The 12,683-nt window shown below is 36.5% G+C and carries 11 protein-coding genes; 6 read left to right on the plus strand and 5 right to left on the minus strand.

Annotated features, from left to right (window positions below):
* Nucleotides 1–54: 54 nt before the first annotated feature.
* From PN497_RS15400 to PN497_RS15420, 5 genes are all read left to right on the plus strand, one after another.
* The gene (locus tag PN497_RS15400) at nucleotides 55–546 is read left to right on the plus strand and encodes a GNAT family N-acetyltransferase (RefSeq protein ID WP_096569025.1); all 492 of its coding nucleotides are present in this window, start codon (nucleotides 55–57) and stop codon (nucleotides 544–546) included.
* 717 nt (nucleotides 547–1,263) lie between these two features.
* Nucleotides 1,264–1,596 (plus strand): cytochrome c6 PetJ, encoded by a 333-nt coding sequence (gene petJ / locus PN497_RS15405; protein WP_096569028.1) that lies wholly within the window; start codon nucleotides 1,264–1,266, stop codon nucleotides 1,594–1,596.
* A 342-nt stretch (nucleotides 1,597–1,938) separates the two neighbouring features.
* Nucleotides 1,939–2,274 (plus strand): cytochrome c6 PetJ, encoded by a 336-nt coding sequence (gene petJ, locus PN497_RS15410; RefSeq protein WP_096569031.1) that lies wholly within the window; start codon nucleotides 1,939–1,941, stop codon nucleotides 2,272–2,274.
* Nucleotides 2,275–2,395: 121 nt separating this feature from the next.
* Nucleotides 2,396–3,865, plus strand: coding sequence for an energy transducer TonB (locus tag PN497_RS15415; RefSeq protein ID WP_272110601.1), 1,470 nt, complete (start codon nucleotides 2,396–2,398; stop codon nucleotides 3,863–3,865).
* Nucleotides 3,866–3,958: 93 nt separating this feature from the next.
* Nucleotides 3,959–6,055 (plus strand): TonB-dependent receptor plug domain-containing protein, encoded by a 2,097-nt coding sequence (locus PN497_RS15420; RefSeq protein ID WP_096569037.1) that lies wholly within the window; start codon nucleotides 3,959–3,961, stop codon nucleotides 6,053–6,055.
* Nucleotides 6,056–6,184: 129 nt separating this feature from the next.
* On the opposite strand, the gene PN497_RS15425 is transcribed toward PN497_RS15420, so the two are convergent.
* From PN497_RS15425 to PN497_RS15440, 4 genes are all read right to left on the minus strand, one after another.
* Entirely contained in the window at nucleotides 6,185–6,949 is a 765-nt protein-coding gene (locus tag PN497_RS15425) for an ABC transporter ATP-binding protein (protein ID WP_096569040.1), read from the minus strand.
* Between the two features lie 139 nt (nucleotides 6,950–7,088).
* Entirely contained in the window at nucleotides 7,089–8,306 is a 1,218-nt protein-coding gene (locus tag PN497_RS15430) for an ABC transporter permease (RefSeq protein WP_096569043.1), read from the minus strand.
* 167 nt (nucleotides 8,307–8,473) lie between these two features.
* Nucleotides 8,474–9,934: an efflux RND transporter periplasmic adaptor subunit gene (locus PN497_RS15435; protein ID WP_096569046.1), complete on the minus strand. Its 1,461-nt coding sequence runs from the start codon at nucleotides 9,932–9,934 to the stop codon at nucleotides 8,474–8,476.
* A gap of 486 nt (nucleotides 9,935–10,420) precedes the next feature.
* On the minus strand, nucleotides 10,421–11,008 hold the full coding sequence (locus PN497_RS15440) for a TetR/AcrR family transcriptional regulator (protein WP_096569049.1): 588 nt from the start codon (nucleotides 11,006–11,008) through the stop codon (nucleotides 10,421–10,423).
* Between the two features lie 235 nt (nucleotides 11,009–11,243).
* Here PN497_RS15440 and PN497_RS15445 point away from each other — a divergent pair, with 235 nt between their 5' ends.
* Nucleotides 11,244–12,128 carry a tetratricopeptide repeat protein gene (locus PN497_RS15445; RefSeq protein WP_096569052.1) on the plus strand — a complete coding sequence of 295 codons (885 nt, stop codon included), beginning with the start codon at nucleotides 11,244–11,246 and terminating at the stop codon, nucleotides 12,126–12,128.
* 75 nt (nucleotides 12,129–12,203) lie between these two features.
* On the opposite strand, the gene PN497_RS15450 is transcribed toward PN497_RS15445, so the two are convergent.
* Nucleotides 12,204–12,602: a response regulator gene (locus tag PN497_RS15450; protein ID WP_096569055.1), complete on the minus strand. Its 399-nt coding sequence runs from the start codon at nucleotides 12,600–12,602 to the stop codon at nucleotides 12,204–12,206.
* Between the last annotated feature and the right edge of the window lie 81 nt (nucleotides 12,603–12,683).

Genomic DNA, 12,683 nt, shown 5'->3' on the forward strand with positions numbered 1-12,683 from the left:
CCCCAGTCCCCAGTCCCCTGTAAACTAGAGATTGTGGACTAGAGAATAAGACTCATGACTTTTGATAGTGATTTAATTATCCGGTTTGCTGAACCTGGTGATAGTGCTGTATTATTTGAATTAATTCAGGGCTTGGCAGAATATGAAAAATTATCTGCTGCTGTCACTGGTAATGCTCAAGCATTAAATGAGCATTTATTTGGTGAACGAAAATATATAGAGGCGATTTTAGCAGAAGTCACAGGTAAAGCTGTGGGTTTTGCTTTATTTTTTCACAATTATTCTACATTTCTCACCAAGCCAGGAATTTATTTAGAAGATATTTTTGTTTTACCTGAATATCGTCGTCAAGGTATTGGTAAAGCACTGCTGACTAAATTAGCAAAAATAGCTGTTGAAAGAAATTGTGGGCGCTTAGAATGGAGTGTTTTAGATTGGAATGTTTCTGCACAGGAATTTTACCGGACTATGGGGGCTGATATTTTAGAAGATTGGCGAATTTGCCGAGTCAGTGAACCAGCAATTACTAGATTAGCGAATCAATAAACATCTTTTCACCTAAGCATTCAGCCTTCATCAGTCGATTTCCGTCAGTAAAAGCCTGAAAAATATAGCAGGAGTCAGGAGTCAGGAGTCAGAGTAAAACCCTTGTGTACTAAGATTTTCATGATAAATTGATGTTCTAACTAGGGTTTGCTGAAAAAGTTATCTGTGAAGGCTAGGTGACAGGTGACAGGTACTACGCCACGGTGACAGTTTCAAGAGTTGGATAGGAAGGATTTTTTCTTTAAGTAGGAATTAAGTGCAGGGTTTTTCACTTGCCACCTCATAAAAGCTGGCACTTTTTGAAAGCACTTCGGCTTACTTCGACTGCGCTCAGTACAAGTCGCTCAGTACAAGTCAAAATAGCTAAAACCCTTTACCTGTAAAGTTTTCTGATTTATATGGCTAACGCCACGCTACGCTATCAGCAAACCCTATTTTATGTTTAATTATTTTGACATAATTATTAGCATTAATCTTAGCATTTTTTAGATATGAATTTTTAATTTTTAGTTAAGAATGATTTTTTTGTGACTTAAATTTATGTTTAATATAAATTAATATATATTCCCAACCATTGCAATAATAAGTATTACATCTATTATGCTCAATAATTTAGTTCAATTTTTACAGTTATTCTTTTGATTTATACAAGACAATAAAAAGAGAATTATGGAGCAAGTACCTCCTAATCAGCAATTGTTGTAGAGAGAACACAAAATGAAAAAGATTATTTCTGTATTACTATTAGGCATCACTATCTTCACCTTTGCCTTCATTAATCCTGCTTTCGCTGCTGACACTGGTGCTGGAGAAAAAATATTTACAGCTAATTGTGCTTCTTGTCATGCAGGTGGTAAAAATTTAGTTAATGCTGCTAAAAGTTTGAGTAAGGCAGACTTAGAAGAGTACAATATTTACTCTGAATCTGCTATTATTGCTCAAGTTACAAACGGTAAAAATGCTATGCCAGCTTTCAAAAATAATTTGTCAGCTGATGATATTGCCAATGTAGCTGCTTACGTCATGGAAAAAGCGGAAGCTGGCTGGTAAATAGATTTGTCAGTGAGTTAATAATAGTTATACCTGAAAGGGTAAGACAAGAGATTCCCAACTGTTTTGGCAGTTGGGAATAATGCTTGATAATTCAAAAATTATGAATCAGAATTACTATTTAGCGGTTGCTGAAAAAGTGATCTGTAGAGGCTAGGAAACACTGACCTTTACATAAATTTACATTTACTGCAAACCCGTGATATAAAAAGAACGTCAGGTAAATTTTGCCAAAATGACCTCCAAGTTTTACAGCTTGTCGTTTGACTGATACAACAGAATCCAAAGAAAATTATGAAGCATATTGCACCAACTCAACGATTGTTGTAGAGAGAACACGAGATGAAAAAGATAATTTCCGTATTACTGTTAGGCATAACCATCTTCACTTTTGCCTTCAGTAGTCCCGCTTTAGCAGCAGATACAGTTGCTGGAAAAGCAGTATTTACAGCTAATTGCGCTCAATGTCATGCGGGGGGTAAAAATTTAGTTAATGCTGCTAAAAGCTTGAAGAAAGCAGATTTGGAAAAGTACAATATGTACTCTGCTGAAGCTATTATTACTCAAATTACAAACGGCAAGGGTGCGATGCCAGCCTTTGGTAAACGCATAAAAACCGAAAACATTGAAAATGTAGCTGCTTATGTGTTGGAACAAGCAGATAAAAATTGGAAGTAATACAATTTACTTTCTGAATTGAAATAATTATTGGCGGGGCTTTTTGTCTCGCTAATTAATCCAATTATTAGATAAGTAGAAACAACTAATAAATTATAAAAACATAAACAATAATTAAAATATGGGTTTTTCGATTGTAATTGTAGAGCAGCGAGAAAAAGAAGCTAAAGCACTTAAATCTTTTTTATTTTGTAGTCTCATCGCTTCTTTAGTATTTCATATTGGGGTTTTAGCTTTAGGGATTGGCAAATTTATACAAAGAGTTTCTCAAACTCAAGAAGAACCAATTGAAATCACAATTGTGGAAACTGTTCCGGAAATAATAGCCAAACCACAAGAGATAAAAAACTCTCAACCAAAGATAAATTCTGCTAGTGGTGGTAGTGGTGGTAATAACAATTTTAAAAGTTCTCTTCCAGAAAAAACTACCTTGAGCGTGAGTAATGCTGCTATTCAACCTGTAGTTAAACAAACCCAACTGAAAACTACTCAAAATTTTGTTGTCAAACAACGCCAAACACTAACTATTCCTGAAAAGACGATAACACAACCAAGTTTAACAACTACACCTATTACTAAAACTATTCCTGAACCGACGACAACACAACCAAGTTTAACAACTACACCTATTGCTAAAACTATTCCTGAACCGACGACAACACAACCAAGTTTAACAACTACACCTATTTCAAAAATAACTGAAAAAATAACTGAAAAAGTAGAAACTGAAACAACCACTCAACCCACAGTTGAACAACCTGAACAAACTGTCATACCAGATACAAAACTTTCAAATGTTCCAGCACCAAAGTTAATAACTCCTAGCAGTGTTAGTGTTAGTTCCAACAATACTTTTACTACTTCATCTAGTCAAAATAGTTTAAGTAATTTAGGTAATCGTTTGCGGTCTGGTTTAAGTAAAGGTACAGAAAATGGGACTGGAAATGGTGAGGGTAGCGGTACTGGAGATGGTATTGGAAATAGTGCAGGTAAAGGTACTGGAAATGGCACTGGAAATGGTATTGGAAATGGTGCAGGTAAAGGTACTGGAAATGGTATTGGAAATGGTGAGAGAAATATTGCGATCGCACCAAAACCACGTCCTGTCAATGGGACAAAATTAAATCGTGCAGATTGTATTAGATGTGATATCAAATATCCCGATAAAGCCAGAAGGCGAGGTATAGAAGGTCGTGCTGAAGTTGCTCTTGATACGGATATTAATGGTAATGTTACCTTTGTGCGGTTAATTCGTTCTAGTGGTGATAGTGAACTAGATGAAGCTGCTCAACAAGCTGTACAAGAGTGGAAATTAACACCTTTAGATGGTGGTAGACAAGGTGTGACAGCATCAATTAATTTTGCGATCCAAGGGTCACAGCGTCATCGTCAAATCAAAGAAAGACAAAGAGAAAGACAGAGAGAAGCTTCTCAACCAAAACCAAAAATTACCAATCCTCAAGAATCTACATCTTCACTAGAACCAGTCAAATCTGATACAGAAAATCAGGTTGATGAAAGTAAAACCCAGGAAGTAACACCACCTGATTCTACCTCTTCTGAGTCTAATAGTGATTCAGAAAATAATTAGGTGATCTGAAATATGACAGCTTGTCTTTTGACAGTTTTTATATAAACAGAGAGAATACCTACATTTGTTTTTACCAAGTGTGAGTTGAGAAAGATGAATAATAATTTTGTTTTCCTGCCAGTTTTTTTACTGAGTTTACTGGTAGCTTTTCCTGCTGTCGCTAATAATAATAAAACTAAAGATCAGGTAGTAAATTCAGATATTCCTAGTTTAAATGAAATTCAACTACCTGCCACAAATGCGAACTTATTAACTCAACAACCTGCGGAAACCGAAGTTAAAAAAGACACAGAAACAGATTTAACTCCTACAGAACCTACAGAGGATACAGATATTTCCATTGAAGCGATAGGAGAAAAAGACGCTTTACCCGAATCTACACCAACTCATGTAATTGAAAAAGAAGAAATCGCAAAACAAGGTGCTACTAGCGTTGCTGATGTTTTAGAAAAAATGCCTGGTTTTGCTATTAATAATGTGGGACATGGTGCTGATATTCACACCGGAACATATTATCGCGGTGCTTCGATTAATCAATCTGTATTCTTAATTAATGGCAGACCATTTAATAATGATATTAGCACTTATCATGGTGCTACTGACTTAAATAGTATTCCTGTAGAGGCAATTGAAAGGGTAGAATTATATAGCGGTGCGGCTTCATCTTTATATGGTTCTTCGGCTTTTGGTGGGATTGTAAATATTATCACCAAAGAAGGTTTTAGGAAACCAAAATTAACTGGTAGTGCAGAATTTGGATCTTTAAATTTAAATAATCAACAGGTTACTTATTCTGGTTCTGCTAATAAAGTCAAATACAATTTCAGTTTTGAAAGATTCTTTATAGACAACCGTTATCGTGTTCCTGTGGGTGCAGCAAATCGTAATCCTGCGGATGGTTATTTATTTAATGCTGATACTGCCACCAGTACCTATTTTGGTAGTATTGGTTTAGATTTAGATGCTAAAAATTCTGTGAATTTAGATTTTAAGACCCTCAGTAGTCGTAGGGGTTTAATTTATTTTGGTTTTCCTTTACAAAGAGATAGATTAGACCATGATAGTTTAAATATTGGGTTATCCTGGAAAACTCGACTGGGTAAGGATAACGATTCAAATTTAACAACTACTATCGGTTATAATCAAAATTACTTTAGTACATACGGACCAACGGGACCAGGAGGAATTTTTTACCGCACGGGAATTTTAGATACTAAACAAATTACTACTAGGGTAGATCATGAGTGGAAACTGAGCGACAATAATCAATTGCGTTGGGGTTTAGATTTAAAAAACACTGATTTAATAGGTGATGTGTTGAGTACAAACCCTGCTCTTGCTGCGGAAAATGAAAAGGAAGATAGAAGTGTTTTAAATACGGCTTTGTTTGCTGTGAATACTTGGAAAATTAGTGATGATTTTCTGATTGATTTGGGTTTAAGACAAAGCTTTGATAGTCAGTTTGACAGTTATTTCAATCCCAGTGTTGGTTTCCGTTATGGAATTAATTCTGTAGTTGCTGTGCGTGGAAGTTGGGCGGGGGCGCAACGTAATCCTGGTTTAGATCAATTATATGTTTTTGACACTGTTCATAATTGGAAACCAAACCCAAATTTAAAACCCGAAACTGGTTCTACTTGGACTGCGGGAGTGGATTTTAATTTATCTAGTAATTTGCTGGCGCAGTTGACTTATTTTGGTAGTAGTTTAGATAATCGCTTGGGAATTATTGCTGGTAGATGGGAAAATGTGGGTTTGGTAGATACTAATGGTTTAGAAGCTGCTTTGCAATTAAAATTAGCTCGTGATTGGTCTACTTTTATCAACTACACTTATACAGATGCCGAAATTAAAACGGGAACGGAAAAAGGATTACAATTAGGTTTGATTCCTTATTCTTTGCTGCAAGCTGGTGTTGGTTATCAAAAGAATGGATGGCAAGCTAATTTGTATCTGACTTATAATAGTGGTACTCGTCGCGCTTTGTTTACTAATACTGCTGCTGGTGAAAAAAATACAGATTTTTCACCTTCTTTTGTAAATTTAGATTTGAGTGGTCGTATTCCTGTGAGTCAAAATTTAGGATTGACTTTTTACTTGGAAAATTTGTTCGGTGAACAATATGAAAAGGTGAATCGTATCTATAGTCCTGGTTTTACTTTTCGTTTGGGGTTAACTTCTAGTATATAGTTGATTTTTAGATTCCCCCAACCCCCCTTAAAAAGGGGGGACTAAATTCTTTAAAGTCCCCCTTTTCAATGAGGTTTTAGGGGGATCTGAAAATATTTGATACATCATGAGAGACTTTTCAAACATCCTCTAAGAAGCTACCAGTTGATGTAACTCTTCTGGTGTTAAGTGAGAGTGTACAACTTTTCCATCACGAAACCAAACAATGCGATTGGTTTGACTAGCAACTTCCGTTTCATGAGTCACCATCACAACTGTAATTCCCGTGCTATTTAATTCACCAAAAATATCTAAAACTTCTTGAGTTGTGCGAGAGTCTAAAGCACCGGTAGGTTCATCTGCTAAGAGTACAACAGGACGGTTGACAATTGCACGAGCGATCGCTACTCTTTGTTGTTGTCCTCCTGATAACTGAGTAGGTTTATTATTTAAACGTTTTTCTAACCCTACTTTTATTAATGCTTCCGCAGCACGTTCTTTTCTTTCACTGGGTTTTACCCCAGCATAAACCATTGGTAACATCACATTTTCTAAAGCTGTAAGTTGGGGTAATAAATGAAATTGTTGAAATACAAAACCCAGCTTTTTATTTCTAATGTGTGCTAAGTCCTGATCATTCATTTGGGCAACATTGACATTATCTAAATAATAATTACCAGAACTAGGACGATCTAAACAACCGACAATATTCATCGCTGTAGATTTTCCCGACCCAGAAGGACCCATAATGGCACAATATTCACCTTCATGAATAGATAAGTTGATATCATTTAATGCTTGTACTTCTGTTTCCCCCATTCCGTAGACTTTAAATATATTTTCTAAACGGATAATTTCTGATTTTGGTTCAGAGTTAGGAGAAAGAGAATCATGAATAGTGAGAGTGTTAGACATAGAGATTTAATTTTCTAATGATTAGTTTACAAAAGTAGTTTTTTGTAATTACAATATTATAATAGACCTCTTGCAGAATTCATTGATAATTTGTAAATCCTTAAATCCTGGAAATCTTGATTCAGACATTTTCAATTACTCACGCACTCCTCAACGCCACAATAGGATCAAGTTGTGCAGCACGACGCGCAGGAACAACCCCAAAAAATAAACCAATACCCCCAGAAATACCCACTGCCATAGTAATAGAAACAAAAGAAATACTTGCTTCTAAAGGACTTACAGCAGCGACTAACATTATACCCCCAACTCCCACAGCAGTACCAACTACACCACCAATGACAGAAACAATAACTGCTTCAATCATGAACTGAAGTAAAATATCTTGTTGGGTAGCACCTATCGCCTTTCTTAAACCAATTTCTTGGGTACGTTCAGTTACAGAAACCAACATAATATTCATAATTCCAATACCACCAACAAATAAGGAAATAGCCGCAATTCCTGTTAACATAATTGTCAAAGCACCGGAAATTTGACCGACTGTTTCTAAAGCATCTTTTTGGGTACGAATAGTAAAGTCATTTTCCCCCACTAATTTATGTCTTTGTCGCAGTAAATTAGTAATTTGAAATTCTGCTGCATCCACACTATCAGCATCTTTAGCAGAAGCAACAATATAAGTTACTTCTAAACCATAAGGTGAGGTTTTACCCACTAAACGATTTGCTGCTGTCATAATGGGAACTAATGCAGAATCATCATAATTTACACCCAAATTTGAACCTTTTTCTGTTAAAACACCAATTACTTGAAAGCTGGTATTTTTGATTCTAATTGGTTGACTAATAGGATTTTTATCACCAAAAAGTTTTTCTTTTAATTTCGCACCTAAAACCACAACTTGGTTACTGCGCTTCATATCTATGTCGGTGAAAAATCTTCCTGTTGCTACTTCAAAATCACGTACTTTCAAAAAACTAGGAGTTGTACCAATAATATTCACATTGGTATTTCTGTTTTTATAAGTAACAACCTGTCTACTATTTAATTCTGCTGTTGTTTCTGCTATGGTCGGTACTTGAGTATCAATTGCATTCGCATCTTCTAAAACTAAAGTTCTCACAACATCCCTAGAAACTCGCTGAACTTCTTCATTACCAGGAATCACAAATACAACATTTTGACCCAAGGAATTTAATTGGTCAGATACAAATTTTTGTCCACCTTCACCAATACCAATCATCGCAATTACTGAGCTATTGCCAATAATAATCCCCAGCATTGTTAAAACACTTCTCAGTTTATTAGATATCAGGGTTTTACCTGCCATTTGTACACTTTCTAGAAAATTCATAAGACGTTTGATTTTGGATTTTAGATTTTGGATTTTCAGAATTATTCTTCTTTCTCTATTTAACTCCTAACTCCTGTAAGGGCGAAGCATTCGGGCGATAAATTATCAATTTTTATCACAGGTTATTTTCCGAATGCTTCGCCCCTACGACTCCTAACTCCTGTCACCTATTTTTTCTCTTTTTTAATCTTGTAATCTTTTGGAGGATTAATAAATATTAAATCACCTGTTTTTACACCCTCTAAAACTTGAGTTTCATTTTTAATTTGTGTACCAATAGTAATTTCTCGAAACTGGGGTTTATTATTTTCATCTGGTACTAATACCCCTGTTTTGCCATTTTCCGTGAGAATAGCGACAGTGGGTATAGTTAAAGCGTCATTAATGCGATCGCCCAAAAATGTCACATCCACATTTAAACCAGAACGCAATTTATCCACACCACTATCAATATTTATCCGCACCTGAAATGATGTTACACCTTGTTCTACAACTGCTTCAGGAGCAATTAAACGTACACTCCCTTTAAACACCTGATCAGGATAAGCATCAGCGACAATTTCTACTTCTTGTCCTTGTTTAATTCTCCCAATATCAGTTTCAGGAACATTCGCCAAAATTTCTAAACCTCTAGCTAAAGCAATAATTGAAGTGGAAGTAGCAGAAGCATTACTAGAAGCAGAAATAGCAGGACTAACATAACCTCCTAATGTGGCATATCTTTGGGTAACAATTCCAGAAAAGGGAGCGCGGATAATTGTATCTTCTAACTGTACTTGTTGCTGTCTTAATTGAGCATTGGCAGCTGTTACAGCTGCTCTCAAACGAGCAATTTCTTCAGGACGACTACCATTTTCTAACTTTCGCAATGCTTCCCTTTCTTGGGTAACAACTGCTTGTTGTCTTTTGATATCTTCATCACGGTTTCCAGCTTTTTGCAAAGATAATCGCTTTTTTGCTTCTTCTAAACTGGCTTTTGCTCTTCTATCTTCAGTAATGTACTGGTCTAAAGTATCTTGAGAAATAGCACCTTCTTTAGCTAAAGCTTGGTAACGCTTTACCCTGGATTGAGTTAGTTCTACCTGAGCGTTAGCAGCATCTACAGCCGCCCTAGCTTGATCAATTTCCTGCGAACGATTACCAGCACGAATTACAGCTAGTTGAGCTTGCGCTTGTGCTAACCTCGCTTTTGCTTGGGCAATTTCTTCAGGACGACTCCCTGCTTCGCTTTCTGCTAGTTGTGCCTTGGCCTGTTCTAAGTTAGCTTGATACTGAAGTATCCGCATCTTGATTTCGGAATTATCCATGCGGGCTATAATTTGCCCCTTTTGGACTGTTTCTCCCTGTTCAACGTTTAATTCTGCTAATAATCCCGGACTTTTCGGGCTAATATTCACGCTTTGTACTGGTTGCACTTTCCCACTCGCTGTAATTCTCACTGTGACGCTTTTTGCTTCCACGGGAACAGTGAGTTGAGAAATGTCTTGTTTGCTGTTTTCCCGGTTTACTACTTTTAGGACTGTTGTTGTCCCCACAACGAAAACACCAGCAGCGACTAAACCCATCAGCCAGCGTAATGGATACTTAACTTTTTTGCCTATCAGTGGAATTTCTGTGTAGCTAGTCATATTATTATTTGCCTTCTTATTTGTCTAAAATTTCGTAAATTACCCAATTTATCAAGTTTTGATCTCAATACTAAACAATCTTTTGCTATTAACTGACAAATAACTAAGATGAATAGATGTAAGTTCTTATTTATACTAAAAGTTTAGAGAATGGTGCGCCCTCACATCATAGGGTGAATTTTACTGGTGTTGAGGAAAGACGAAACGTGGGTGTAATCACTAATCACCAATCTCAAACCACAACAATAAAATGTAAGTAATCACTTATTAATTGATAATTGACAGTTGATAATTGACAATTGTTTCATTCAAGGTTTAACACCTCCTCTTTACAGGGTAAAAAAGCCAAAAATTCCGCTTTTTCAAGACTCTGACTTTCAGGGAAAGGTAATTGTCAATTGTTCATTGTTAATTGTCCATTGTTGAATAATTGCCCAAATTAATTGGCTAAAAATATTACACTCACTTGTGCAATTAATATTGAGATTAAGTAGGTGAAATTCCCTGCCAAACTATCTCTATGAGATTCTGGACAAATAAGAGTTCATTTGTAGGTCGTTCTCCTGTGGGGTGTATATGCTCTAAGAAAACATAATTCATCAGTGATCCTAACAATATCATAGCAATAGTTTGGGGATCGCAGGGGCGCAGTCTTCCTTGTGCTATTTCCCTTTCTAGAAAATTGGTAAATGTTTTCAAATCTCGGCTAGGTCTAGAATCTGCGCGATTGAACATTTCTGGGATTAAATTACCACGCGATCGCAACATCATCAAACGTGGCATTACTTGACGATTAAATTCTAGAATCTCTAGACTCAAATCTATAAGATTTTGTTTCAGATTTCCTTTTCCCACCAAAGCGTCAAGTTTCTTTCCCCAAGGTGATTTTTCAGGAATACCCATTGATGCAAAGAAAAGTTCTTCTTTAGTGGAAAAGCGTTTGAAAATAGACGCTTCTGAAATTCCAGCTTTTTGAGCAATTTCCAAGGTTGAAGCCCCAAAACCTTGCTCAAGAAATATTTCACGGGCTGCATCTAATATTTGCTCATTGGTAATTTTTGGTGTCCGTGGCATAAATAAGTATGTTATTACTTATTAATATAACAAATTTTCACAATTAATGTCAATTGGGAATTGGGTTATTCATCCAATCACCAATCACCAATCACCAATCACCAATCACCAATCACCAATCACCAATCACCAATCACCAATCACCACTATTCTGTAAAATTTACCTGTCGTCTACAGTGGAAATCGTCTAAGCTAACGGTAAAGATAAATTGATTTGTGGCTAAGAGGCGGTAGTGTGCCAAAACACCTTAATTTTATTTCTTTTCTAATTGTCTGTGGTTTATGGAATCTGCCCCAAGCAGTTCACGCACAGGCGCTAATACCTCATACAGTAGAGATTGATACAGCTAAGTTAGAGAAGCAGGGTTTGAGCTTGGCTCAAGAAGCTGCTCAATTAGCTCAGTTTCAGCAAATTGATATGGCCTTGCCAAGAGCGAGGCTGGCGACTCAACTAGCTCCTAAAAATGATAAAGTATGGTTCCTGTTAGGTGGATTACATCTGCAAACAAAAGAGTTTGATGCAGCGATCGCAGCTTTGAAAAAGGCACAAACTCTCAATCCCAAAAATGCGGATGTTCTTTTTGCTATAGGTTCAGCTAATTTTCAGAAAGAAAATTATCAAGCTTCAGCCAACTATTATCAAGCTGGGTTGAAGTTACAACCCAATGATCCAGAAGGGTTGTTTGATCTGGGTAATGCTTATTATATGCTCGGTCGTTTACCAGAGGCGATCGCCAAATTTAATGAATCTGTATCCCAGGATAAAAAATTCTGGCCAGCAGTTAACAACATTGGCTTAATTAAATACGAACAAGGGGATGTTGAAGGCGCAATAAAGAAATGGCAAGAGGCAATTGCTATTGACAAAAAAGCAGCAGAACCTTTATTAGCACTAGCAGTAGCACTGTATACTAAAGGCGATAGCCAACAAGGTTTAGCAATAGGGCAAGAAGCACTCCGCATAGACCAACGCTATGCAGAATTAGACTTTCTTAAACAAAACCTTTGGGGTACACGCCTGTTACTAGATGCCAAAAAGTTCTTGGATTTACCTCAAATGCAATCAGCCCTATATCCACAGGAAGATGTAATCATCCCCGATCCACCGACTGCACAGTAGATTCTTTCCCAAAATACAAATATTGCCAAATCTTGATGGGTGAACGTTGCTAATATCAGTTATCAATACTCAAAGCTAGTTTTTGGGGAGAAGTTCCATGATTTGCTCAACAAATTGCTGATGGTCAACAACTGGTTTTGAGATGTAGCCATCAGCACCACTTTGTTTAAGAAAGTTCTCGCGGTCGCCTTCCATAGCGTGTGCAGTCACTAAAATCACAGGTAAATTTGCGGTTTGTGGGTCAGATTTTAACATTTGTGTAATTTTGATACCATCAACAGACTTGCCTTGATAAATACTACGTGACAGAGAAACATCCATTAAAATCAAATCAGCTTCCCCAGCTTGGGCAATTTTTATTACTTCTTCCACATCTTCCGTGTGTTTTACCCCCAAGCCACCACGTTTGGTCAAAATCTTGGAAAAAACACGAGCATTAATCAGATCATCTTCGACAATCAAAACTGTTTTCATGAGAATTTAAGAATTTAAATTAGGGTGAATATGGGAGGATTACAAGCAATATTGGATTTCTGCTTTGGGATTTTCGATGGG

This window comes from Sphaerospermopsis kisseleviana CS-549 (genome assembly GCF_028329225.1).
Taxonomy (GTDB): domain Bacteria; phylum Cyanobacteriota; class Cyanobacteriia; order Cyanobacteriales; family Nostocaceae; genus Sphaerospermopsis; species Sphaerospermopsis kisseleviana.